The sequence below is a fragment of the Frankia sp. CcI156 genome, assembly GCF_001983015.1.
GTDB lineage: Bacteria > Actinomycetota > Actinomycetes > Frankiales > Frankiaceae > Frankia > Frankia casuarinae.
This window is the reverse complement of sequence record NZ_MOMD01000001.1, coordinates 224525-247629: the sequence shown is the minus strand read 5'-3', so window position 1 is coordinate 247629 and position 23105 is coordinate 224525. Positions and strand designations below refer to the sequence as shown.

The following is a 23105-nucleotide window of genomic DNA, read 5'->3' as shown; positions in this document are numbered from 1 at the left end:
CTGGTGCCTTGCGGTGRTTCTGCACGGGGCCGCCCCGGCAATTCTGYCGTGCCCGGCAGTCGCACCCTTCCGCCGGGTCGGGTGTGAGCCATCGCACTTCCTCCTTCCGTGCGTCTTCGTCGCTCCCGCGCGCCACCGACGCCCCGCGTGGGTCGGTGCCCCCGCGTGGATCCGCACCCCGMACGAATTGGTGCATGGTGCACGCAGAGTAGGGTCGTGTGGTGGGTTCAGACGACGGCGCGAGGCTCGCGACAGCGCTCGGACTTCTCCTGACCCGGCCGAACCGGACGCGTCTGTTCGGGGAGTTGCTCTCCTCGGCGGACGTCGGACTCGACGAGGCTGTCTACCCCGTGCTCAACGGTCTGGCCCGTACGGGCCCGACCACGGCGCGCAAGCTGAGCATGGAGATCGGCATCGACCGTTCGGTGGTGAGCCGGCACAGTGATCGTCTCGAGGCGCTCGGGTTGCTGCGCCGTTCGGCCGATCCCGATGACGCCCGCGCGGTCCGCCTGACGCTCACCGACGAGGGCCGGGCYGCCATCGATCGCTCTCGGCGTCGGCTGGCCGACGTCTTCCAGCGCATGCTCGACGACTGGCCCGCCGAGGACGCGCGTGCCTTCGTCGCCGRCATGGAACGCTTTGTCGCGGAGCATCTTGCCGGTCGGGACCGGTGACCAGGCCGAACCAGGGCAGCGGACGGGGGAAGATTGCAACCTTCGTCGCCATCGCGACGACGCTCATCGGTGTGATCATCGGGATTGCCGTTCACGGCTCCTGACGGCTTGGCCTTTTCTGGTTCGAGGAACGGGTGACGGGTGTTGTCAACGGATGTTGTCAACGAGTGTTGTTAATGCTTCATCTCTCGACGCCGGCGGTTTGGAGGTTCTCGCCTTTACGCTGGCTGCTAGTGACGGGGGAGATRCGCACGGCAACATAGCGGCGCCCGCGGAACATCGGAAGGCCCGTACCTGCAGGGAGGCCGCCCGGCTCGGGGGGTGCCGGGCGGCCTCGATTGATGATGACATTTGGATGGCCGCCAGGACAAGCCCGCGAGGACGGCAGGTTTCGGACAGTGATCACCAACCGTTCTGTCCGGCACCCCCGGGGATGAGTTCGATCAGTAGTCCGGAACCCGCGTCGAGATAGGCCCGTCGCGGGTTCCGAGCGTCCGGCCGGAGTTGCTCGACCAGGCATCCCGCGGCGACCGCCCGGTGCAGGCACGCCGGCAGGTCGTCGACCTCGTAGCCGATGGAGAACAACCCCTCGCCACGTTGGTCGAGAATTTCCCGCCCTGTCCACGGCCGCTCGCCGGGTTCCACCAGCTCGACCAGGCTGCTGCCGAAGCGGCCGAACGCGATCCGGACGTCCTCGATCATGATCGGTCGATCGCGCCAGACGGCGGGGCCGGAGACGACCCGCGACTCCCACGCATCGACCCCGAGGGAGACGGCATACCGTTCCCGGGCAGCGTCGAGGTCCGCGACGAGGATGCCGAGATGGTGGAACGTCAGCTCGCCCAGCATCTCCTCGATGACCCTTGCCGCCAGCAGGGCGCAGGCCGGTGAATGGGGCGTGGTGCGGACGGACGACGACGCCGGATCCGGCGTCGTCCGGATCCAGTCCTCCCGATTCTGGATGATTGTCTCCATCACCGCGGCTCCCTCCATGCCCCTGGCCCAGGCAGAGGGCGAGGGCGCCGATCGTATCGCCGTCCTCCGTCCTCCGTCCTCCGTCCTCCCTGCTCTCGCCGTTCTGCGGGCTGTTCTCGCCGTTCCGCGGGTGCCGTCGATCAGGACGATCCCGTCGCGGATGGAGGCGGGATGGCCCCGACCCTCAGCGGCCCGACCTTTAGAGGGTTGCCGGAGTGGGCACCCCACCCGTGCGGGTGAGCAGGTCGTCGAGGTCGTACTCGTACCAGCGGCGGAGCGGCTCGGGGGAACTCGTGCGCCCCCACTCGTACATGCGGCGCTGGGCTTCGAAGGAGCCGTCGTGCCAGCGGCGCAGCACATCGCCCAGCCGGAGCGGAGCGGGGAGGAAGTCGGCGCCGCCCAGCAGAGTGGCGAGCCGTTCGACGGCGGCGGCCGGGGCCAGCCGGCCGGCCTCGACCTCGTCCATCACGGCGCTGAGCGAGTCGAAGAAGGGCTGGAATTCCGGCAGATCGGGGCAGAAAGTGCCCAGATGTGGCGCGTCGAGCAGGCGGTCGAACAGCGCCGGATCGCCCTTTTCCAGATAGCCGAAGTAGGTTCCGACGATCCGGGAGATGCCCATGTTCCAGCCCAGGAACCACACCTTCGACCACGCCCGCCACAGGTCGAAGTCGCGGAACGAGACATAGGAGCCGTGTACGAGCTTGTCATTGACGTCCAGGATCGTCTGGTTGAGCGTGTCGATGTGGCCGAAGCGTTCCGCCGAGAAGTCGTCGTCGGCGAGGGCCTCTATCAGGGTTGGTGYGAGGGCGTAGATGACCTGCATGGTGTTGGCCATGCCACGGGAGAACAGCGCGTCGATCGCCCCGGCTGCGTGGGACATCATCGCCCAGCGGTCACCGACCGTCCGCGAGCTGGAGTACTGGGTGCGACCGGTGGAGATCCAGTCCCAGGCGGGCCGGGCACCGGCGAACTGGCGCGCGATACTGGGGAACCGCTCAAGATAAGCGTTCCATTCCTGCTCGGCGGGTACCGAGGGATCCCTGGGGAAGCGTCGCGAGTCGAGGTTGAGCCCGACGCTGCACAGTGGGTTGGTGGCCCGCTGGTGATYGTCGAACGGGATCACCCACAGYCAGCCGCCGTCGAACAGATGGTGCAGGGTGCCTTGGTGCCACAGCGACGGCTGCCCKCTCGGGAGGGTCACCTCGTCGAAGGGGGTGACCCCCACCATGTGGGTGAACAGGGTGCGGGAGTTCGTCCGGAACCGGCAGGGATCCTCTCGCAGGGCGAACTGGTTCGCCAACACGGAGTTGCGTCCTGAGGCGTCGACGACGTAGCGAACGCGGATCCGTTCGCCGGCCCCTGTCGTCAGCGTCGCGGCGTCGTCGGCGAAGTCGACTTTTTCCACCATCGTGCGTTGCCGCGGTTCGGCTCCGTAACGGACGGCCGTATAGAAGAGGTAAGCATCGATGTCCTGGCGGTGCATGTGCATTTCCGGGCCGTTCGGAAACTCCGAAACGCTGCACTGAGTGACCTCTTCGGGGTTCTGGAGYGCACCCTCGTGGTGGTAGACGAATCCGAAGTTGCGCTTCACTCCGCAGGCCGAGGTGACGTGGGAGCGGACGCCCTCGAAGCTGCTCACATGGCCGAGCTCGGGGACGTCGAACCGCTGGGCGAGCAACTTCAGCAGATAGGTCGTCTCACCGATGGTCGACTCCCCGAGCGCGAAACGTGGATGCGTGCCACTGTCAATCAGAACCACGCGGTGACCGTGTCGGGCGAGGATATTGGCCAGCGTCGAGCCGGCGATGCCGCTACCGAGGATGGCAACCGAATAGTCGTACCCGCTCATTGCGTGACTCCTTGGACGCCGCTATCCGAGGTGRCCGACTGCATCCGCCGCACTCCTTAAAGGATCACAATCAGCACAACCAGTACACAACGACGTACTGAACCACCTCTACGGCCCCTGGTCCCAGTAAGCGGTATATCGATGCCGATGGGTAATCAAGATTCCTGAATCGGAAGTTTGAGTTATATGCCGGATTTGAAACATTTGCTCTATAATGCCCTGATGTCTGGGCCCGTCAGCGGGCCCGCCACGTGCGAAGAAGCGATGCGGGTCCCCGCCGTCGCCGAGCGAACCGTGAATCGCTTATTTCTCCGTCGTTTTAGCGTTAGGTGGAGGTCTGGATCGGCCGTCCACTGATCGTGAACGAGTCGAGCAGCGTGGACTCCCCGTTCCACCGGTACCGTTCATCCGGGGTCCCCGTGGGTGCGCCGGGCCAGACGAGCAGGTGGACGAGCCCGTAGCAGAGCAGGGTCAGCGCGGCGGCGACCGAACCCAGCCGTCTCACCGCGCCGGCGAACGCCGGCGAACGCCGGGGAGTCGTAGGGGCGGCCGAGGCTCACGGCGCCCGTCGGCCGGGCACGGTGGCGCGCGGGATGGCCATGGATTCGATCGTCATGACGTCGGCATCCTCGGCGATGTGCGGCTCGGTCGGGGCGTCGGTGATCGTGGTCGCGCCGGCTTCGGTCGCGGCAGCCAGCACGGCGGCGGCGAGGAYGGGATCGAGTTCCACCGGAACGGTCCGCAGATCGAGCAGGCAGCATCCCTGCTCCACCCGGCCCAACACGGACGGCTCGCCCTGGCGCAGGGGGGCGGCGATGACTGCGTCCAGGGCCACCGCGGCGCTTGGCAGCTCCGGGCCGAAGCCGCCGAACCCTTTGATCGTCAGACCACTCTCCGGGCCCGCCGGGGCCATGCCGTCTTCGTCTCGTGCGCCCTCGCGCCGGTGGCCGCCCGATCGACGGAATGCGGCGTCGTTCGGCAGCGGCGACGATCCACCCCCGCCACCGTCAACGACCGCACGACTCGCCACAGCCGAGGCTGCGATGCCCGAACGCCGTAGCCACGCGGCGAGCGTCTCGGCCCGCGTTGTCAGCCGTTCCGGTCGGGCGTGCAACGCCTGCCTGACCGGGGAGTCGGGATGGCTGAGGGTGGCTTCCAGCGCGGCGAGTGTGAGCTTTCCGACCCGCATTGCCCGGGCCATCGGATGCCGACGTATCCGGTCGATCAGGTCGGCGCGTCCCAGCAGCAGGCCGCACTGAGGCCCGCCGAGCAGCTTGTCCGCGCTGGTCGTGACCACGTTAACGCCGAAGCCGAGCCAGGTCGTGACGTCGGGTTCATCGGCGAGGAGCGGCTCGGGGTGTAGCAGCCCGGAGCCGCAGTCACCGACGAGGGGGATCTCGAAATCGGCGCAGAGCGCGGCAAGATCGTTGATCGCAGGGGTGTCAGTCAGCCCCACCACCTGATAGCTGGACGGATGCACGTGCAGCACGAGCCCGGTCTCCGGCCCGATCGCGTCGGCGTAGTCCCCGAGCGTCGTGCGGTTGGTGGTGCCGACTTCCCGCAGTCGAGCCCCGGTGCAGACCAGCAGTTCGGGCAGCCGGAACCCGTCCGCCGTCTCCACCAGCTCCCCGCGGCTCACCACGATCTCCCGCCGCCCGGCCAGCGCCGTCACCGCGAGGATCAGYCCTGCCGCGTTGTTGTTGACGATGTGCACGCCCKCCGCCGCGGGCACCGCGGCTGCCAACGCGGCCAGGGCGGTACGTCCTCGTCGTCCTCGCCGTCCGGTCCCGAGGTCAAGCTCGAGGTCGGTCGTGCCGGCTGCCAGGTCGAGGGCCGCGCGGGCGGCCGCGGACAGGGGAGCTCGGCCGAGCCCTCCGTGGAGCAGGACGCCGGTAGCGTTGATTACTGGGCGCAGTCCGGTGGCGGCGCGGGCGAGCGTCATCGGTGTCGCTACCGGCGTCGTCGGGCTGTCCTGGGCCGGGGATGCGAACAGACTTGTACGATCAATCACTCTCGGTGAAGCTAGTGCTCCTCCTCGTGGGATTCCGGACCTGGCCGGGACGGCGGCGTGGCMTGTCGGGTGTCTGCCCCTGCTGGGTGCCTGTAGGATCGGCCCGCTGCCCGCACGGCTCTGGCCGTCCTTTCGATGATCAAAGCGGCGCATGGTCAGGCCTCGGACCTTCGGTCACCCGGACGGCCCCCCGCCCAGATTGATCGTCGGCCAGGGTGGATCGTCGACGCTGAAGATGAGGGCGACGTCGGTGTCGGAGACGAAATCGACGAGCCGTGCCCCCGCCGGTAGCAGAGCCAGCGCGTGACGGAGCTCCGCGGCGCTCGATCCTTCCTCAGCGGAGATGATGTGCCGCGAGCGGACCCCGCAGGCGAGGTCGGCAGGCGGCGGTGCAGCGCCGGAGGGCCGGGACGCGGAGCGCCCCACGCTGGAGAGCGCGGCGCTGGACAACAGAGCGGCGAGCCGGTGCGCCTCGTCCGGCACGAGATGCGCGACGCAGAGAACGTCGAGCAGGGCCGACTGGGTGCGGAGAACGACGACCGGGGTTCTCCGCGGGACGCTGGGCTGCGTTCCCACGGTGATGACCGTGCCGTCGATCCGGCCGATGAAGGTGATGACGTCCGGGGGAGTGTCATCCGGGGTCCGGGGCGGGGTCCGGGGCGGGTCGATGTCCATGCGTAGACGCTCTCATCGGGCAGCTCGTCATCCCATCCCGCGCGGCGGGGAGCATGCGGGACGGACGGGYGGATGACGACGGGCGGATGACGACGGGCGGGGCGCGGACAAGCGTGCTGACGGACGCGCGATGAGAAGTCGCCCCTGGCGAGGTCGGCCGCGTGTGGAAGTACCTCGGTCGGGGTACGGGGCCATGGTCGCGCTTGCCCAAAGGCGCGGCGCGACACGGGAGGCAGCCCGGCCGGCTTCTCGTGGCGCTCACGCCGTCCGGTCGCAAGCGGAGCCATGGAGCCAAGCGTGCGGGTTGAGGTGACCGACCGTGATGCCATCGTCGTGCATCCGGCCGGCGACATCGACTATTCGTCCCTGGATCCCCTGCGCGAGGCACTGCTCGACGCACGGGTCGCCGGAGTAAAAGAGATCATCGTGGATCTGGAGCAGGTGAGCTTCCTCGACTCGCAGGGGTTGGCGGTCATCCTGTTCGCCCACCAGCGTCAGCGCTCGGCCGGTGGCCGTCTCGTGCTGCGTAACCTCAACGAGGACGCCTACCGCCTGCTGCATGTCACGAACCTGAGTGCCGTGATAGACGTCGATCACGGCGACTCCGCCCCCGCGCGCGGCCTGGCGACCCGTCAGGGCGCCTGAGCCACGGGTGCCTTCCGGCCCTGGCCGGATCAACCCGTGGACGGCCTCTCCCAGTGGTAGGAGACGTCGCGGACGTAGGTGATGAAGCCGAGTCCGGTGTACATCCGCACGGCGCGGACATTGTCCTCGTCCACGTACAGCAGGACCGAGTCGAGCCCCTCGGCCTGCAGATGCCGCAGGCCGATCAGGGTAAGTGCCCGGCCGAGTCCCGCGCCGCCCGCCCCCGGGAGCACGCCCACCACGTAGACCTCGCCGATGGGCCCCGGCTGCGCGTTCCGTGGCGGCGTCTGGTCGGTCTCGTGCACCTTCGTCCAGTGGAAGCCGACGAGTGCGCCGTCGTGCTCCGCGAGGAAGAAGCCACGCGGGTCGAACCACGGCTCGGCCCGGCGCCGGGCCAGATCGTCCAGGGTCCACCGGCCCTGCTCCGGATGATCAGCGAAGGCGGCCGCATTGACGGCCAGCCAGGCCCGGTCGTCCTGGTCGGGGACGAAGGTGCGGACCGTCACACCGGCCGGCAGCCGGGGGTCCGGCAGGGGCGTCCCGGCCGCCAGCGGTCGCCGAAGCTGGAGCAGCACCCTCGTGCGAGTGAACGTGAGCCGGGTAGCCAGTGCCGCGGCGGCCGGCAGGTCGCCGTGGGCCCAGATGTCGAGGCGGGACGACGGCGCCGCGAGGGCCTCGGTCAGTCCGCCAACCAGGGCCGTGCCGACGCCGCGTCCGCGGTGGTCGGGATGGACGACAACCTCGGCCTGCCGTGCCTGGTCCACGCCGCCCAGATGGGCGTAGCCGATGATCCGCCCGGCGGGGACGCGGCCCGGCATGGTCGACGTGTCCGCGGCGTTCTGGTCACCAGGGGTGTCCGGGACATTCGGGGCGCTCGTGTCCGCGGCGGCCGACACGGCCAGCAGGTGCCGGCCGGCGCCGATCCGCAGTCCGGGCCGGAGGGCCAGCCGGACGTCCTCGGACACCGGCCCGGTGCCGTCCGCCCGCTCCGCGGCGGCGAGGAGGCTCACGATGTCGTCCACGTCCATGGCGCTCAGGGTCTGCTGCCAGCTCAGCGAGGTCACCGGACGACCGTATGACGCTGGGCGGCCCTCGACGGTGCGGTCGGGAGGCCCCGGTCGCGAGGCCCGGTAGCGAGGCCCCGGTCGGGAGGCTCCGGACGCGAGGCCGAATCCTGGCTCCTGGAGCCAGGATTCGGCCTCGCGCCGGCGATGCCGTCCTACTGGCGGTGCCCGGGGTGCCGGGGTGCCGGGATGCCACGCGGCGGACGGGTGTCCGCGGTGACGTCAGACCCGCTCGGGGGTCCGGGACTCGTCACGGCCGATCCGGCCGACCTCCCCGGGGGTGTTCTCCGGCAGCGGTGCGATGGGCGGCGCGACGAACTTGTACCCGACGTGCCGAACAGTACCGATCATCGCTTCGTGCTCGGGGCCGAGCTTCGCTCGCAGCCGCCGGACGTGGACGTCCACCGTGCGGGTGCCGCCGTAGTAGTCGTAACCCCAGACCTCCTGCAACAGCTGGGCGCGGGTGAAGACCCGGCCCGGGTGTTGCGCGAGGTACTTCAGCAGCTCGAACTCCTTGAAGGTGAGCTCGAGCGGCCGGCCCCGCAACTTGGCCGAGTAGGTGGTCTCGTCGACCGACAGGTCGCCGGACCGGATGACACCGGCTTCGGCCGTGCCGCCGGCGGCGGCGACCCGACCGATGGCCAGCCGCAACCGGGCCTCGACCTCGGCGGGACCCGCGGAATCGAGGACGACGTCGTCAACCCCCCAGTCCGCGGACACCGCCGCCAGCCCACCCTCGGTCACCAGCGCCAGCAGCGGCGTGGTGAGCCCGGTGGTGCGTAGCAGCCGGCACAGACCGCGGGCGATCACAAGCTCCCGGCGGCCATCCACCACGATCACATCCACCGGCGGGGCGTCCAGCAGCGCGCTCGCCTCGAGCGGGGCGACCCGTACGGTGTGGGTGAGAAGCCCAAGCGACGGAAACGACTCGGCGGACGGACCGGGGGCGTTGGTGAGCAAAAGGACGACGCTCAAGACGACTCCTCCAGGTGGTGTGTGGTGGGGCAGCGTCGACCCGGTGAGTAACTCGATGCCCGGCGCTGGGCGTCTCACGACCGTCATGGGCATGAAACGAAGGCCGGTATGTGGGGAGGATAGCGGAGTGTCCTACTCGGCTCCTACCGTCTACGGGCCACTACCTACGGCGGATGGTGAGATCCCGACCACGAGTCATGATCGCTGGAGCGGTCGGGTGCCCGGTGCGTCACGCAATCTGGCTGTAGTGGTCACCCATGGCTTCTCCTGTTCGACGTCACGCCTGGCGCTGCAAACAGTGATGGTCGGATTACGTCCACATCCCGATGTCCAGGTCATGGATCTGCAAGCGTACGACCGATCCACCAGACTGTGCACTTTCGGTGACCCCGAGGTGCTGKATGTCGGTGCGGCCGTCGGCGTGGCTGCCGGCGCGGCCCGTCGACTCGGCTACCAGCGGGTCTGCCTCACGGGATGGTCGATGGGATGGTCGGTGGACGGTGCCGCCGTGCCGCGGCACGGCGTGCTGATCCAGGTGGGYGAGCCCGCCCACAGCCATCGCCGTCGGCATCCCCCGGAGGCGGTAGCCAATGCGAGCGCGGCGAGCCGGTGGTTCGTGCGGGACACCGCTCGGATGCGCCGGATCCATCGGCTGGCCGAGCGGCCCACCGGCCGGATGGTGGCACGGCGCCTGTTACGGGTGCGTATCGGCCCCCACGCGTTCGTACCAATTCCCGCTTCTCCGGTGAAGATAGTTGGTTCGGTCGCACCGACCTCGCCGCTCATCGTCCACGGCTGTCGTGACGGGTATTTCACGCTGAGACATCCGCGCGCGTTGGCCGCCGCGAGGACCGCGAGGACCGCGAGGACCGCCGCCGCGAGGACGGACGAAGGGCCGGAAGGACGGTGACGGACGAGACCGCAGGGGCGGGCCGGCCCGCGTCGATCGCGCGGGTGACCGTCCGCTACTGGGCCGCCGCCAGGGACGCCGCGGGGGTGTCCCAGGAGGAGATCGGCGCGGATACGCTGGCCGCTCTGCTCGATGTCGTCGCGGCCCGCCACGGCGGGACCCTGCCGGCGCTGCTGCGACGGTGCTCCTACCTCGTCGACGACCAGCCCGTGGGCCGGCGGGATCCGGCGGGGGTCATCCTGCGTGACGGTTGCGTAGTCGAGGCCCTCCCACCCTTCGCCGGGGGATGACGCTGTTCGTCGTCGGTCCGGAGATCGTCGGTCCGGAGGCTATCGCCGCTGGGGAGACCGTTGACGCGGAGGTCCTCGCCGCCCGGCCCGGGGTCGCGCCCGGCTGGGACGGCGCGACGTGAGCCGCCCGAGCCGGACATGACAGCATGGCCCGGTGAGCGCAGGCGATCCCGGCACGCCCCATGGCGTCCTCGTCCCGGACGAGGCTGCGTCCATCCCCGCAGCCCGATGGGCGCCGGGTGCTTTGCCGTTGGCGGCCCTGGTGGCTACCGGCCTGGTGATGGCGGCCGCAGCCCTCGGCACGGGAGCCCTCGCGGCGGTCCTCATCGTCGAACAGATCGCGTTTGCCTGGGCCTGGGTCCGGATACTCCGGGCGTCGACCGGTACCACCCTGCTCGTGGCGGCCTGGGGTGTCCTCGGTGACGTGGTCCTGTTGGCCTCGGACCGGCCCAGCTACGGATCGTTGGCCGGCGTCGTCGGGATCGCCGTGGCGGTCATGATCCTCTACCAGCTCGCCCGACGCCGGTCAGCTCCCGTATCCGGGGCAGGCTCGGTGTCTGCCAATGGTTCGAGCCCGGTGTCTGCCAACGGTTCGAGTCCGCCGCCCGGTCCTGCCGTGCGGGTCGGTGCGGATCTCGCCGCGGCGCTGAGTGGAATCATCTTCTGCGCGCTTTTCGCCGGTTACCTTGCGCTGCGTGTCGGGTCCGGCGCGCACCATCCGGCCGATCTGCTGGTCATCGCCGGCCTTCTCGGCGCGGGTGGCACGGTCGTGGCGGGCCGGCTGGTGGGATGGGCGGGCGTTCCGGTGGTGCCGGCCGGGGCGGTCGGCGTTCTGGTCGGCGCGGCGCTGGGGGCCGGCTTCGGTGCCCTCGACCCCGATCGCCTGGCGGTGGGGGCCGCCGTCGCGATCGCCGCGGCGGGAGCGGCCGTGGCCGCCGTCATCGATTTGGTGCTGGCGCGGGCCCGCGACGCCGAGCCGCGGGTCGGCCCGGTCGCCACCTCGGCGCTGGTCGCGGACGTCCTGCTCACCGCCATCCTGCCGCTGGCCTCCGCGGCGCCACTGGTGTATTTCGTCGGCCGGCATCTGCCCGCGTGAGTCGATCGTCGGGCCGCGGCGGGGCCTGGACGGGAAGAGCCGGGGCCTGTCGGATGCTGTAGAAGCCGTGACCGGAATGTGGGTGTTGTCGGTGGCGACCGTGGCTGCTCTCGGGCTGGGGGTGCTCATGCGGGTCCGGGACGGACGGTTCCGGCCGGTAGACGGCGGGCTGCGGGCCGAGTTCGCGTCGCTGGGCGAGACGATGGGGGAGCGGGCGACGCTGCTGCAGTTCTCCACGGCGTTCTGCGCCCCCTGCCGGTCCACCCGTCGGGTGCTGGCAGGGGTTGCCGAGGTCGTGCCCGGGGTACGCCATGTCGAGGTTGATGCGGAGGCGCATCTCGACCTCGTCCGTCGGCTGGGGATCAGGCGGACTCCGACGGTACTGATCGTTGACGGTCATGGCAGGGAGGTGCGGCGCGCGAGCGGTGCCCCGCCGACGCGTGCGGCGGTGTTCGCCACTCTCGAAGAGATCGTTTCCGGTGGGATCAATCGGGCAGATGGTGATCCTTCGGATTCATCGTCGGCGGGTTAACACAGACGTGACGTTCACTGCTACCGTGACACGAACCATGTCCCAGATACAGCTTGTGAAGCGCCGCGCGGTCGATCTGTGCCGCGTACACAGCTGTCTGTGTTGTCTTTCCTGATCGTGGGTTGATGTTCCTCAGCCGTGATCGGCTGGCCCCGGTGCATCGCCACGTCCGAGCGGGTAGTCCAAGCCGGAAGTCAGGAGAAGGCTCTCGTGGTAGATCCTCGTGGGATGCGGTTCGCCGCTGCCGTCACCACGATCATGCTCGCCGTGATACTGCTCGCCGGCAGCCGCTGGTTGCTGCTCGCGCAGACCGTGGTGTTCGGGGTGGGGGCGGTGGCCGGGGTCCGGCACGCGCCCTACGGGCTGGTGTTCCGTTCCCTGATCCGGCCGAGGCTGGGGCCGCCGGCCGCCACCGAGGACGCCGCGCCGCCCCGGTTCGCCCAGCTGGTCGGCGCGATCTTCGGCGTCGTGGGTCTCGTGGGATTCTTCGCGGGGATGCCGGCACTCGGTTACGTCGCGGTGGCCCTGGCCTTCGTGGCGGCCCTCCTCAATGCGGCGTTCGAGTTCTGTCTCGGGTGCCAGCTGTATCTTTTTCTCCATTCGATAGCCGTGAAAGGAGCACGCACATGAGTCGTGAGAAGGCGCTGGTCGACGCCTCGTGGRTCGAAGCGAACCGTAACGACCCGAAGGTCGTCCTGGTCGAGGTCGACGAGGACGTCTCCGCGTACGACAAGGGGCACATCCCGGGGGCGGTGCGTCTCGACTGGAAGTCCGAGCTTCAGGACCCGGTCATTCGTGACTTCATCAACAGGGAGCAGTTCGAGAAGCTTCTCTCCGAGAAGGGGATCTCGAACGACGACATCGTCGTGCTCTACGGCGGGAACAACAACTGGTTCGCCGCATACGCATACTGGTACTTCAGCCTCTACGGCCACGCCGACGTCCGCCTGCTCGACGGTGGTCGCAAGAAGTGGGAGCTCGACAGCCGTGAGCTGACCACCGAGGCCACCCCGCGCCAGCCCACCAGCTACACCGCCCCGGAGCCGCGCACCGACATCCGGGCCTTCCGTGAGGAGGTCATCTCCGCGATCGGTGAGAAGGCCCTGGTGGACGTCCGGTCGCCCGACGAGTTCTCCGGCAGGCTGCTCGCTCCCGCGCACCTGCCGCAGGAGCAGTCCCAGCGGGCCGGGCACATCCCCACGGCGAAGAACATCCCGTGGGCGAAGACCGCGAACGAGGACGGCACGTTCAAGAGCAATGACGAGCTGACCGGCCTCTACACCGAGGCCGGGGTCGACCTGTCCAGGGACATCATCGCCTACTGCCGTATCGGCGAGCGTTCGGCGCACACCTGGTTCGCGCTGCACGAGTTGCTCGACCTGCCGAACGTGAAAAACTACGACGGTTCGTGGACCGAGTACGGCTCGCTCGTCGGCGTGCCGATCGAGAAGGGCGCGTGAGCCATGTGCGGCGCCATCAGCGGTGGACCATCTGTGGAGGGAATTGACGTGGCCAAGGAAACCGTGATCCAGGGGGTCGTGGTGCAGGGCGGGGAGCCGGTTTCGACCGGTTATGCCCGCCTGCTGGACGAAGGCGGCGATTTCACCGCCGAGGTTCCGTTGTCCGCGACGGGTCAGTTTCGTTTCTTCGCGCGGCCGGGGCAGTGGACCGTCCGGGCTCTTGTCCCCGGCGCGACCGGCGAGCGCAAGGTCGTCGCCCGTCAGGGTGAGCCGGTCGACACCCAGGTCGAGGTCGCGGCCTGACGTCGCGTTCCTTCGCCGGACGGGGACAGCGGGTTTCTTCCGCTGTCCCCGTGCTCACGTTGCCCCCGTGCTCACGTTGCCCCCGTGCTCATGCCCGGACCTGGCCACCGCGGTTGTTTCCCGCCGGTGACACGACGGCCGAAACGGTGCTCGCCGGTGGCGGAACCGTGGTCGCCGGTGGCGGAACCGTGGTCGGTACGGCGAAGGCCATCGGGCCGATCGAGAAACAGTGCAGACCGTTGTCGCGGGCAAACGCCACTGCGGAGCCCCGATCGGGGAACGGCGCGATGATCCGGTCGACCRCACGCTGGCCGGCGGCGGCGAAAAGGACGACCGCGAAGAGTACGTCGGACTCTGCCATCATGCGATCATGAAAGCGCATCCCGGGAAGGCCCGAACACGTTTTCGCGTGTTCCGTTCGTGGTCTGTCGTTGCGCGTGCGATGTCTTCCGCAAAGGCTCCGTCATACCGTGAATGAAGTGTGACTCTTGGTGGACGGGCACCTCTTGGTAGACGGGCAGCTGGAGACGCCTCCGCGGAGTCGGCTCAGTCGGACACGCGGTGCAGGCGCGCGGACAGGTGTGACTGCATCGGCTTGCCCTCGGCCTCCATGTCGATCGCATAGGCGAGATCGCAGCCCTCGACCAGGCCGTAGAGCCGCACCGACCGGGTGACGTCACGGGCGGTGGCGGTGCGGATCAGGACGTTGTGATCGAGATCGATACGGGTGCCGGTCACCGTGCCGACGTAGATCTCGGCGATGCCGAACGGGTGGGCCAGCATCACCTCGACGACCGGCTTTCCGTCCTCTCCGGGCTGGACCCGCCAGAACCCGGTCTCGGTCGCCAGCGGGCTGCCGGGCTCGCGGCCGTCCCGGGGCTCGTCCGCCCACCAGGTGTGCGACACGTATCCCAGCGCCGGGCGGCCGTCCGCGGCGAAGGTGATCTCCTGGCCGTAGTGGAATCCGTCCAGGCCCTCGTAGCCGCCGACCCCCTCGCCCCGCCAGGTCCCGACGAGGAAGGCCAGCGGTAGCAGGCTGGCGTGCAGATCAACGGTGCTCGTCGCCGTGTCGGACCGCGCCGATCCGGCCGCGGACCGCTTCCCGGCGCTCAACGCTGACCCTCGTACAGCTTGTAGACCACGTAACCGGAGAACCAGGCGATCAGGACGGACATCGCCACCAGAAGCCCGGTGAAGAAGTAGTGCAGCACGTCTGTAGCCTAGACGACGAGATCACGGGACTCCTCGTGGCCGTACCGGTCCTGGTCACCTCAGGCGCCACGCGGCATAGCTGCGCGCCAGGGCGGCTCGGTTCTGAGCGGCAAGGCTGTCCGACCGCGCCGCTCGCATGCTCCACAGTCCCGCCACGTGGCAGGCGAAGGCGGTCCCGTCCTCGTCGGTRCCGCCAGCCCAGCAGTCCAGCCCCGCCGCCMACTGCTCGGCCTGCTGGGGGGTATGTCCGGCGCAAATGAGACGGATCACCATGAACGCGGCGTCTACCCAGCCGGCCCCATGCGCCTACCTGTCAAGATGCTCCCGAACATGCATTTTTTATTTCATTACGATTCCATAGCCGCGGGCAGGCAGGACGGATGGGAGCGGCGGAGCGCTGGCCAAGTGGAAGCACGGGTCGTCGGACTCGTTCCTCGGCGGGACGCACGGGATGGGTGCGATTTGGCAGACTGGCACGATGGCCCGCCCGCTCGTCGTCAAGGTCACCGCCGGGACGGATGCGCCGGAACGGTGTTCCCAGGCGTTCACGGTCGCGGCGGTCGCCGTCGCCGCCGGTACAGACGTCTCGCTCTGGCTTACCGGGGAGTCCGCCTGGTTCGCGCTGCCCGGCCGGGCGGAGGAGTTCAGCCTGCCGGAGGCGGCGCCGTTGCCCGATCTGCTCGCCGCCGTCCTCGCCGGGGGTCGCGTCACCCTGTGCACCCAGTGTGCGGCCCGGCGCTCCATCGGCCCGGACGACGTCCTGCCCGGCGTCCGCATCGCCGGTGCCGCCGCGTTCGTCGACGAGGTTCTCGCGGACGGCGTGCAGGCCCTCGTCTACTGAGGAGCGCCCGGCCTGGACGCAACGGCCTGGACGCAACGGCCTGGACGCAACGGCCTGGACGCAACGGCCTGGATGTAACAGCCTGAACGCAACGGCCTGGGTGCAACGGGGACGCGTGAATCGCCGGGAAGCACCGCGTCCTCCTCGGGACCGGGTCTCATCCCGGCTTCGTGGCCGAGCCGGCGTCGGCGGYCAGCTTGGCCCGCCACGCCTTCTCCCGCTCGATGGCGGAGGCGAATCCCAGCGCTATCGCCGGGTCGAAGTTCTCGTCGGCGTAGGAGCCGACGCAGCCAAGGATGCGGTCGATCTCCTCCGCGGTGACCGCCAGCAGCGGGACCTGCCCGGTGAGGAAGATGTCACCGACCCGGTCGATGGAGAAGTGCACCCCATAGGTCTTCGCGTTGCGGCCGAGTAGGAATCCGTAGGTGCCCGCCGCGTTCTCCGCCGGGGCGCGCATAAAAAACGCCTCGACGAGCAGGGTGTGGTCCTGCACGACGAGCCACGTCATCGTGCGCAGCTTGTGTTCGCCCTCCAGCGTGACGAGGAACGAGYCGGTGTCGACATGGTCGTAGGCGAGACAGAGATCCTTAAGCGTGTCATCGATCACCACGTCGAGCCGGTTGCGTTCCGCTGCGTCGATGGGCGCCGTCATGGCTGGGGCCTCCCCGGTAGCTGGTAGACGATGCTGGTTCCGGCGGAGATCCTCTCTCAGACGGCGACGGCGGTGGGGCTCAGCGCGTGCCGGTAGCTGCGCAGCACGCCATGGGCCGTGGCCGACCAGCCGAACCCACCGGCCCAGGCCACCGCTCCGGCGGAGAGCCGGGCCCGCCATCGTGGTTGGCGCAGCAGCCGGTCCAGCGCGTCGGCATAGACGGCGGGGGTCCGACCGGAGACGAGCAGCCCGGAGACACCGTCGGCGACCGCGGTRCGCAGGCCCCCGACCGCCGCGGCGACCACCGGGGTGCCGCAGGCCTGGGCCTCGAGCGCGACGAGGCCGAAGCTCTCGCTGTGACTGGGGACGACGACGGCGGTGGCCGCGCGGTACCAGTGGACGAGTTCCTGCTGCGGGGCCGGCGGTTGGAAGCGGACGCGATCGGAGATCCCGAGATACGCCGCGAGCTTGACCAGGGCGTCGGGTTGTTCCAGACCGGATCCGCTGGGGCCGCCGACCACGGCGACGGTGAGCCGCGAGCGGCGGGCGGGATCGCGCCGCAGCAGTTCCGCAGCGGCGCGCAGCAGCAGATCGGGCGCCTTGAGCGGTTGGATCCGACCGACGAACAACAGCAGGTCGTCGGCGGGATCCACGCCGACGCGGGCCCGGGACTGCGCCATGTCACCTGGCCGGAAGACCTCAAGGTCGACGCCGGGCGCGACGACGTCGACCCGGTCCGACGCCGCGTCGTACAGATCGATCAGGTGCCGGTACTCGTCCGGCGTGGAGGCGAGCAGCCGGGTGGCCCCCCCGATGACCTCCTGTTCGCCGAGTAGCCGGCCAGGCGGCTCCGGGCGGTCTCCGACGGCCAGCGCGCCGTTCTTGATCTTCGCCAGCGTATGGGAGGTGTGCACGAGCGGGATACCCCATCGTTGTGCCACCGCGAGACCGACCTGGCCCGACAGCCAGTAGTGCGAGTGGATCACATCGAACCACCCTGGTTCGTGCCCGGCCTCGGCGCGCAGCAGAGCCGCGGTGAACGCACACAGCCAGGCGGGAAGATCCTCCCGGTGGATCTCCTCGAACGGGCCGGCGTCAACGTGGCGGACCGTCACACCCGGCAACAGCTCGGCCGAGGTCGGCAGCTTGCTGCTCACCGCGCGGGTGAACACCTCGACCTCCACCCCCAGCGCCGCGAGCTGCCGAGACAGCTCGACGACGTAGACGTTGAGCCCCCCGGCATCGCCCGTTCCCGGCTGTTCCATTGGTGAGGTGTGCATGGACAGCATCGCGACCCGACTGGGCCGCCCGCGCCGTTCGGCCTCACCGCGGACCTGGGCGGCGCCACTTCTGATCAGACGCATCGAGCACCTCCGCATCCGCACGCCACCGGCGCCTGCCCGACACGACCAACCCTGCTGTGGACGAACACGTCTCCAACCGTTCTACCCGGCCGGTTGTCGGGTCAACTGTTGGTCTCCCCCCTTCGGGCTCCCGGCCGGTCCCTGGTCTGCTGGTCTGCTGGTCTGCTGGTCTGCTGGTCTGCCGGTCTGCCAGGGTGGATCCGTGACGAACTCCTCCCGTCGGGAGCCGCGGCTCGCGGCCGGACGGGCGCGTGCCCTCGGGATGCCCACCCGGGGTACCACCGCGCCGAACCGGTTGCGACGGATCGATCGCTGGACGCTCGACGCGGCCGCCGCGCTGCTGCGTGGGGCGGCGGATCCCCTGGTCGTCGATCTCGGCTTCGGCGCGTCTCCGGTGACCACGGTGGAGCTCTACGAGCGGCTGCGAACGGTGCGTCCGGGCGTGCGCGTCGTCGGCCTGGAGCTCGACCAGGACCGGGTCACCCGGGCCGCTCCGGCCGCGAGACCTCCCGGGCTGCGGTTCACCCGCGGCGGGTTCGAGCTTCCGCCGCCAGGGGAGCGCCCGGTGCTGGTGCGTGCCCTGAACGTGCTACGGCAGTATCCCGAGGCGGCGGTCCCCGGCGCGTGGGCGACGATGCTGGCGCGGCTCGCCCCGGGCGGGATGCTCGTCGAGGGAACCTGCGATGAGACGGGTCGGCGCGCCTGCTGGTTCGGTCTTCCGGCCCCGGGAGCGGCGCCGGCCTGGCTGCCGTCCGGCGCGCGGGGCCCGGCCGGGCCCACGCTGACCCTCTCCGCGCATCTGGCGAGCCTCGCCCGTCCGTCCGAGCTCGCCGAGCGGCTCCCCAAGGCGCTCATCGAGCACAACGTGCCCGGCCATGACGTCCACCGGCTGTTCACGGCCTTCGACCGCGCCTGGGAGCGGGCCGCGCCGCGGGCCGTCTTCTCCCCACGCCAGCGGTGGATCGCAGCCGTGGCGGATCTGCGGGCCCAGGGCTGGCCGGTCCGCGGCGACCGGCGGCGCTGGCGGCTGGGCGAGCTGACCATCGACTGGCCCCCGGCGGGCGGTTCGGGCGTTCTGCCGGTGCGGTGCGGGACGCCCCAGCGGAGATCTGACGGGACGTCCCGGATCGTGGATCCGTCGGTCCCGCGTTCAGTCGGCGGGACGGCGGGTCACGGCGATCTTGTCGAGCACCGCGAGGTCGTCCGCGCGGGGCTGCCACTGACYGGCCACGGCATTGGCGCGCACCTGGACCGGGCTGGTCGCGCCGGCGATGACCGAGGCGACCCCGGGCTGGGCGGCCAGCCCGCCGATCGTGACGTCCAGCAGTGACCGGTCCCGCTCCCGCGCAAAGGTTTCCAGGGCGTCCAGCCGGTCGAAGACCTCGTCGGTCAGCTCGTCCTGCCGGCCGGCCAGCCGGGTGCCGGGTGCCGGCACCTCGTCGCGCTGGTACTTGCCGGTGAGCAGGCCGTTCGCCAGCGGGTAGTACGGGATGACGCCGATGCCGTACTTCTGGGCGGCCGGCACGAGCTCTGCCTCCACGCCCCGTTCCAGCAGGTTGTAGTGGTTCTGCGCGGAGATGAAGCGGGTCGTCCCGGATGCCCGGGCGGTCCACTCCGCGTCGGCGACCTGCCAGGCATCGAGGTTGCAGGCACCGATGTAACGGACCTTGCCCTCCTTGACGATCTCATCGAGGGCCTCGAGCGTCTCCTCGATCGGCGTGAAGGCGTCCAGGGTGTGCAGCTGGTAGAGGTCGATGTAGTCGGTCTGCAGCCGGCTCAGCGAACCCTCGACCGCCTTGCGGATGTACCGCCGGGACGCCCGCGCGCTGAAGTCCTGGCCGTACATGCCGCCCATGTCGTTGCCGAATTTTGTGGCGAGGACGACATCGTCGCGGCGGCCTCGCAGCACGTGCCCGAGAAGCGTCTCCGAGCCGCCCTTGTTCCCGTAGGTGTCGGCGGTGTCGAAGAACGTGATCCCGGCGTCGAGCGCCGCGTCGACGACCGCACGGGTGCCGGTGAGGTCGACGCGCGAGCCGAAATTGTTGCAGCCGAGGCCGACGACAGACACCAGTAGTCCGGAGGATCCCAGCGGGCGATAGCGCATAAGTTAATACAACACATCGGACCACGGGCCCCGGACAGCAGGCCCCGGACCCGTGGTCGACCGGAACAGGTCAATGACCGTCCGTTGGTGATCCGGTGTGTCGATGTTCGCGGGCCGTTACTTCTCGGGGGCGGCCTCGGTCACGGCCCGGCCGACCGCCTCGGCCGCCTTGCGACTCGAGGTGCGCGCGGCGCGGGTCTGGCTCACTGCCGTCCGGGTGCGCTGCACCGCCTCCTCCGTGGCCGGGCTGCGCCGGATGCTCGCCACCCGCTTCTCGCCCCGGGTGGCGAAGCTGTTGTAGAGGTAGGTGGCGCGTCCCTGCAGGTCGGAGATCTGGGAGGTGACGGTGGCCGGCAGCGCACGCACGGCCGTCCCGACCTGGGTCGGAACCCGCGCCGCCTGGGTAGGCAGCGCGCCGACCCGGTCGGAGATCTTCCGAACCTCGGTGCTTGTGGTCGTCGGCAGGGCGAGCAGCTTCGCCACAGCGAGATCCGCCGCTCCCACCGACGCGTAGAGCGGCTTGCGCACCTCCGCCAGCGGAACCCTGACTTCGGCCCTCGCCTCGGCCGTGTCCTCCTGGGCCTGCGCGCTGACGCGGGYGGTGGGACGGCTGGCGGGGCGGTTCGTCGTGCGCGTGGTGGCCATGATGTCTCCCTCGGTTCGAAGATTCGTTGATTTCGTGTAGAGATTTCCTGTTAGCGCCTCGTCGCCGACGGGTGAAAGGTCGGGTAAATGATGTGAGGGTCAGGATGGTGATAGGCCGTACAGGAACGGAGTACCGCTTTCCTTTTCGTCGCGGTCTCCGCCGGTCGATCTAGGTCTGATCGACCGGGTTGTCGGTGGTCGGCTGCGGAGCCGGTGCTGCCGGTGCTGCCGGTGCTGCCGGTGTGGGTAGGGACGCGGGGGGAGCGCCGGTGATCGGACCGCTCTCGGTCCTCGTCGCCGCCGCCGGTTCGCCTCCCGTGGCCTTCGATCGCCTGGTGCGGCCCGGGGCGGTCCCCGGGGACGGCTTACCCGTACCGTCCGACGAGGCCGACCGCGCCGCGGTGGTGGTGCCGCCCCGGGATGTCGCCGACGCCTGTCGGGCGGATCTCCGTTTCGTCGTCGGCTCCGCGAAGGTCGCTCCCGCGGTGGCGGCCGGACCCCGTGCGGATGCCGAATCACCGATGGCGGCCGGACCCGCGGTCGGGGCGGCGGGCTCGCCGGGGACGAACCCGCGCGGCCCGGCCTCGGCGTCGCTGTCCGGGTGGCCGCGGCCGGCCCGCGCCGCGATGGCGTTCTCCCGGCAGAACGCCTCGTAGATGTCGAGCACGACCTGCTTCTGTCGTTCGGACAGGGATTCGTCCGCCAGCACGGCAGCCATGACGTTCTCTTCGCCCTGCCGTTCCTCCAGAATTCCGGCCTGCACGTAGAGCACTTCGGCGGAGATGCGGAGCGCCTTCGCGATCTGCTGAAGAATCTCCGCGGACGGCCGCCGGAGGCCTCGCTCGATCTGACTGAGGTAAGGGTTGCTCACCCCGGCCTGCTTGGCGAGTTGACGAAGGGAGATCTGTGCGCTGTGCCGCTGATCGCGGATGAAATCGCCGAGATCGCGCACATTCAGGGCCGCCACCGGGTCGAACGCCTCCTTCGCCGGAGGGCGAGGCGGGTTGCCGCGCCCATGGCGGGCGCCCCGCCATCCGTGAACCTCGGCATACGGCTGGACCCCGCGGCCGAGGACTCCGCGGACTCCTCGGACTCCGCGGACGACCGTCCGCCGAGAGCCCGCCGTCCGTGGACGCTGCGATTCAGGGGAGGCCATGCTGCCTCGGCAAGCTCCGGTCGGCACGGAAACGAGTGCGCCGCCACAACACATCACCAACGCAGTCGACGATACGTCGGGTTGCTAACTCTGGCAAGCGGTCAGTTAGCGCTCTTTGGACGTGTCYGCCCCGAGGTGCACCACCTGGTACTCCGCGGACCTTCGCCCCTTCGACCACGGCGGATGCCGCAGTTCCCCGTTTTCGGGTCCATACGAAGCGCCCGCGCCTGCCGGCGCGGCTCAGTCGTTGTGGGACTGTCCCTCGGCTTGGGCCAGCCAGGCCCGCTGGGCGGCGAGGGCGGACTCGGTGTCGGCGATCTCCTTGGTGCGTCCGGCGGCCTGGGCCCGGGCCAGCTTCGCCTCCAATTTCGCGACGGATTCCCGCAGCTTCGTCACGAATGGTGAGGAAGCGAGGGAGCGCTGGGCCCAGCGGGCGTCGGAGGCCTCGCGCAGCTTGTCGCCGATGGCCGCCATCTGCCGCTCCAGGGAGCCCGCGACCTCCCGGGGGACCCGTCCRATCTCGTCCCAGCGGTCCTGGATCTCCCGGAGACGACGCAGCGAGCGGTCGGTATCGGCCGGATCCAACGCCGTCGCCTCGGCCAGCAGTTTCTCCTTCTTGACCTGGTTTTCGCGCAACTCGGCGTCGCGCTCGGCATTGGCCTCGTTGCGGCGGGTGAAGAAGGCGTCCTGCGCCGCACGGAAGCGGTTCCACAACGCGTCGTCGATATCCTTTGCCGCGCGACCGGCGGCCTTCCAGTCGGCGAGCAACGCCCGGTAGCGGGCGGCCGTGCCGGCCCAGTCGGTGGAGTCGGACAGCGCCTCCGCCTCGGCGATGATCGCCTCCTTCCGTTCCCTCGAACGGGCCCGCTGCGTGTCGAGGGCGGCGAAGTGCGCGGTCCGGCGGCGGGTGAACTCGTCCCGGGCCGTGGCGATGCGCCGCCACAGCGCCGAGTCGGTGCGCTTGTCCAACGAGCCGGCGGCGCGGAACTCCTCGGCGAGCGCGCGGAACCGCTCCCCGGCGGTCTTCCACTCCGAGCTGCGGCCGAGCCGTTCGGCCTCGGCGACCAGCTGCTCCTTGGCCGCGGCGATCCGGCCGGCCCGCTCGGCCCGCTCGGCAGCGAGCGCGGAGCGATGTTCCTCAGTGGCGGCGACCACGGCCTCCAGCCGCGTGCGCAGCGCATCCAGATCACCGACGACCGCGGCCTCGTCGAGGGAATCGAGCAGCCGCCGTGCGCTGCCGACGATCCCGGCCGGATCGACCCCGCTGACCGTCAGCCGCCGCTCGAGCAGCTCGACCTCGGCGGACAGATCGTCGAAGCGGCGCTCGAAGTGGGCCAGACCCTCACGGAGACTGCCGGCCCGCCATGATCCGACGGCACGTTCGCCGCTGGCCGTGCGAACGAAGACCGTGCCGTCATCGGCGACACGCCCCCAGGCGGAGGCGTGGTCGGGCTCGCTGCGGTCGCTCATGGTGTTCCCGAAGATCGACTGACGTTTCCTGTCATTCTTGCAGGCGTTGGCCGTTGAGGGGACAGCCGCCACGGATCGGTCACCACGATTCGCCGTCGACCGGGTGCGGCGCGTGGGCCGTTGGCGGTGGCGCGGGGGATGTGGACGGACCGGACGGCACGTGCAGGCACCGGCTGCTCCTCCGCGGGAGCCACCCCCGTAC

Annotated in this window: 27 protein-coding genes and 1 pseudogene; 13 read left to right on the top strand and 15 right to left on the bottom strand. The window is 69.9% G+C overall.

The window, feature by feature from the left end; genetic code table 11:
• The first annotated feature begins 221 nt into the window (after positions 1–221).
• Positions 222–674 (top strand): MarR family winged helix-turn-helix transcriptional regulator, encoded by a 453-nt coding sequence (locus tag CcI156_RS01210; RefSeq protein ID WP_076804058.1) that lies wholly within the window; start codon positions 222–224, stop codon positions 672–674.
• Between the two features lie 402 nt (positions 675–1076).
• On the opposite strand, the gene CcI156_RS01205 is transcribed toward CcI156_RS01210, so the two are convergent.
• The 5 genes from CcI156_RS01205 to CcI156_RS01185 all read right to left on the bottom strand — a co-directional run bounded on the left by CcI156_RS01205 (position 1077) and on the right by CcI156_RS01185 (position 6184).
• Entirely contained in the window at positions 1077–1649 is a 573-nt protein-coding gene (locus CcI156_RS01205) for a VOC family protein (RefSeq protein ID WP_108913486.1), read from the bottom strand.
• A gap of 199 nt (positions 1650–1848) precedes the next feature.
• Positions 1849–3498 carry an NAD(P)/FAD-dependent oxidoreductase gene (locus CcI156_RS01200; protein WP_076804016.1) on the bottom strand — a complete coding sequence of 550 codons (1650 nt, stop codon included), beginning with the start codon at positions 3496–3498 and terminating at the stop codon, positions 1849–1851.
• A 325-nt stretch (positions 3499–3823) separates the two neighbouring features.
• Complete coding sequence (locus tag CcI156_RS01195) at positions 3824–4003, bottom strand: hypothetical protein (RefSeq protein ID WP_023839841.1); 180 nt, start codon at positions 4001–4003, stop codon at positions 3824–3826.
• A 51-nt stretch (positions 4004–4054) separates the two neighbouring features.
• A complete protein-coding gene (selA, locus tag CcI156_RS01190) occupies positions 4055–5662 on the bottom strand; it encodes an L-seryl-tRNA(Sec) selenium transferase (protein ID WP_076804015.1) in 1608 nt (535 codons plus the stop codon).
• Between the two features lie 21 nt (positions 5663–5683).
• The gene (locus CcI156_RS01185) at positions 5684–6184 is read right to left on the bottom strand and encodes a hypothetical protein (protein ID WP_011434904.1); all 501 of its coding nucleotides are present in this window, start codon (positions 6182–6184) and stop codon (positions 5684–5686) included.
• A 285-nt stretch (positions 6185–6469) separates the two neighbouring features.
• Here CcI156_RS01185 and CcI156_RS01180 point away from each other — a divergent pair, with 285 nt between their 5' ends.
• Positions 6470–6829 (top strand): STAS domain-containing protein, encoded by a 360-nt coding sequence (locus CcI156_RS01180; RefSeq protein WP_035729468.1) that lies wholly within the window; start codon positions 6470–6472, stop codon positions 6827–6829.
• Positions 6830–6858: 29 nt separating this feature from the next.
• Here the strand turns inward: CcI156_RS01180 and mshD are convergent, their stop codons facing one another.
• Together mshD and CcI156_RS01170 are read right to left on the bottom strand one after the other, a co-directional pair.
• Positions 6859–7893 (bottom strand): mycothiol synthase, encoded by a 1035-nt coding sequence (mshD, locus tag CcI156_RS01175; protein WP_023839839.1) that lies wholly within the window; start codon positions 7891–7893, stop codon positions 6859–6861.
• Between the two features lie 222 nt (positions 7894–8115).
• Positions 8116–8868 (bottom strand): response regulator transcription factor, encoded by a 753-nt coding sequence (locus CcI156_RS01170; protein ID WP_011434907.1) that lies wholly within the window; start codon positions 8866–8868, stop codon positions 8116–8118.
• 337 nt (positions 8869–9205) lie between these two features.
• Here CcI156_RS01170 and CcI156_RS01165 point away from each other — a divergent pair, with 337 nt between their 5' ends.
• The 9 genes from CcI156_RS01165 to CcI156_RS01135 all read left to right on the top strand — a co-directional run bounded on the left by CcI156_RS01165 (position 9206) and on the right by CcI156_RS01135 (position 13459).
• On the top strand, positions 9206–9778 hold the full coding sequence (locus CcI156_RS01165) for a hypothetical protein (RefSeq protein ID WP_076804014.1): 573 nt from the start codon (positions 9206–9208) through the stop codon (positions 9776–9778).
• A gap of 35 nt (positions 9779–9813) precedes the next feature.
• The gene (locus CcI156_RS01160; RefSeq protein WP_035729657.1) at positions 9814–10068 is read left to right on the top strand and encodes a MoaD/ThiS family protein; all 255 of its coding nucleotides are present in this window, start codon (positions 9814–9816) and stop codon (positions 10066–10068) included.
• Positions 10065–10190, top strand: a complete 126-nt coding sequence (locus CcI156_RS27355; RefSeq protein ID WP_023839837.1) for a hypothetical protein — start codon at positions 10065–10067, stop codon at positions 10188–10190. The genes CcI156_RS01160 and CcI156_RS27355 overlap by 4 nt, the downstream gene beginning before the upstream one ends.
• Positions 10191–10222: 32 nt before the next feature.
• A complete protein-coding gene (locus CcI156_RS01155) occupies positions 10223–11164 on the top strand; it encodes a hypothetical protein (RefSeq protein ID WP_023839836.1) in 942 nt (313 codons plus the stop codon).
• A gap of 67 nt (positions 11165–11231) precedes the next feature.
• Positions 11232–11696 carry a thioredoxin family protein gene (locus tag CcI156_RS01150; RefSeq protein WP_063578215.1) on the top strand — a complete coding sequence of 155 codons (465 nt, stop codon included), beginning with the start codon at positions 11232–11234 and terminating at the stop codon, positions 11694–11696.
• Positions 11662–11811, top strand: coding sequence for a putative leader peptide (locus CcI156_RS27555; protein WP_368671105.1), 150 nt, complete (start codon positions 11662–11664; stop codon positions 11809–11811). The genes CcI156_RS01150 and CcI156_RS27555 overlap by 35 nt, the downstream gene beginning before the upstream one ends.
• Before the next feature lie 95 nt (positions 11812–11906).
• Complete coding sequence (locus CcI156_RS01145; protein WP_011434912.1) at positions 11907–12326, top strand: DUF4395 domain-containing protein; 420 nt, start codon at positions 11907–11909, stop codon at positions 12324–12326.
• On the top strand, positions 12323–13156 hold the full coding sequence (locus CcI156_RS01140; RefSeq protein WP_076804013.1) for a sulfurtransferase: 834 nt from the start codon (positions 12323–12325) through the stop codon (positions 13154–13156). The genes CcI156_RS01145 and CcI156_RS01140 overlap by 4 nt, the downstream gene beginning before the upstream one ends.
• A gap of 3 nt (positions 13157–13159) precedes the next feature.
• Entirely contained in the window at positions 13160–13459 is a 300-nt protein-coding gene (locus CcI156_RS01135; RefSeq protein ID WP_011434914.1) for a DUF1416 domain-containing protein, read from the top strand.
• 88 nt (positions 13460–13547) lie between these two features.
• Here CcI156_RS01135 and CcI156_RS01130 read toward each other — a convergent pair whose 3' ends face one another.
• Positions 13548–13820, bottom strand: coding sequence for a hypothetical protein (locus tag CcI156_RS01130; protein ID WP_371681737.1), 273 nt, complete (start codon positions 13818–13820; stop codon positions 13548–13550).
• Between the two features lie 185 nt (positions 13821–14005).
• The gene (locus CcI156_RS01125; protein WP_011434916.1) at positions 14006–14572 is read right to left on the bottom strand and encodes an FABP family protein; all 567 of its coding nucleotides are present in this window, start codon (positions 14570–14572) and stop codon (positions 14006–14008) included.
• A gap of 577 nt (positions 14573–15149) precedes the next feature.
• Between CcI156_RS01125 and CcI156_RS01115 the strand changes: the two genes are divergently transcribed.
• On the top strand, positions 15150–15512 hold the full coding sequence (locus CcI156_RS01115; protein WP_035729484.1) for a DsrE family protein: 363 nt from the start codon (positions 15150–15152) through the stop codon (positions 15510–15512).
• Between the two features lie 157 nt (positions 15513–15669).
• On the opposite strand, the gene CcI156_RS01110 is transcribed toward CcI156_RS01115, so the two are convergent.
• On the bottom strand, positions 15670–16164 hold the full coding sequence (locus CcI156_RS01110) for a YbjN domain-containing protein (protein ID WP_076804011.1): 495 nt from the start codon (positions 16162–16164) through the stop codon (positions 15670–15672).
• Positions 16165–16220: 56 nt separating this feature from the next.
• Entirely contained in the window at positions 16221–17528 is a 1308-nt protein-coding gene (gene mshA, locus CcI156_RS01105; protein WP_011434919.1) for a D-inositol-3-phosphate glycosyltransferase, read from the bottom strand.
• A gap of 262 nt (positions 17529–17790) precedes the next feature.
• On the opposite strand from mshA, the pseudogene CcI156_RS01100 reads away from it, so the two are divergent.
• Positions 17791–18585, top strand: a pseudogene (locus tag CcI156_RS01100) (class I SAM-dependent methyltransferase); the annotation flags it as partial.
• 93 nt (positions 18586–18678) lie between these two features.
• Here CcI156_RS01100 and CcI156_RS01095 read toward each other — a convergent pair.
• The 4 genes from CcI156_RS01095 to CcI156_RS01080 form a co-directional block, all read right to left on the bottom strand.
• Complete coding sequence (locus CcI156_RS01095; RefSeq protein WP_076804010.1) at positions 18679–19632, bottom strand: aldo/keto reductase; 954 nt, start codon at positions 19630–19632, stop codon at positions 18679–18681.
• Positions 19633–19749: 117 nt separating this feature from the next.
• Positions 19750–20277 carry a hypothetical protein gene (locus CcI156_RS01090; protein ID WP_076804009.1) on the bottom strand — a complete coding sequence of 176 codons (528 nt, stop codon included), beginning with the start codon at positions 20275–20277 and terminating at the stop codon, positions 19750–19752.
• 169 nt (positions 20278–20446) lie between these two features.
• A complete protein-coding gene (locus CcI156_RS01085; protein ID WP_023839832.1) occupies positions 20447–21244 on the bottom strand; it encodes a helix-turn-helix domain-containing protein in 798 nt (265 codons plus the stop codon).
• A 429-nt stretch (positions 21245–21673) separates the two neighbouring features.
• Positions 21674–22903 carry a DUF349 domain-containing protein gene (locus CcI156_RS01080; protein WP_023839831.1) on the bottom strand — a complete coding sequence of 410 codons (1230 nt, stop codon included), beginning with the start codon at positions 22901–22903 and terminating at the stop codon, positions 21674–21676.
• Between the last annotated feature and the right edge of the window lie 202 nt (positions 22904–23105).

Excerpts from the sequence above, each read along its gene's own strand:
- CcI156_RS01205 (WP_108913486.1), bottom strand. The coding sequence starts at position 1,649 with ATGGAGACAATCATCCAGAATCGGGAGGACTGGATCCGGACGACGCCG.
- CcI156_RS01185 (WP_011434904.1), bottom strand. The coding sequence starts at position 6,184 with ATGGACATCGACCCGCCCCGGACCCCGCCCCGGACCCCGGATGACACT.
- CcI156_RS01180 (WP_035729468.1), top strand. The coding sequence starts at position 6,470 with ATGGAGCCAAGCGTGCGGGTTGAGGTGACCGACCGTGATGCCATCGTC.
- CcI156_RS27355 (WP_023839837.1), top strand. The coding sequence starts at position 10,065 with ATGACGCTGTTCGTCGTCGGTCCGGAGATCGTCGGTCCGGAGGCTATC.
- CcI156_RS27555 (WP_368671105.1), top strand. The coding sequence starts at position 11,662 with ATGGTGATCCTTCGGATTCATCGTCGGCGGGTTAACACAGACGTGACG.
- CcI156_RS01135 (WP_011434914.1), top strand. The coding sequence starts at position 13,160 with ATGTGCGGCGCCATCAGCGGTGGACCATCTGTGGAGGGAATTGACGTG.
- CcI156_RS01115 (WP_035729484.1), top strand. The coding sequence starts at position 15,150 with ATGGCCCGCCCGCTCGTCGTCAAGGTCACCGCCGGGACGGATGCGCCG.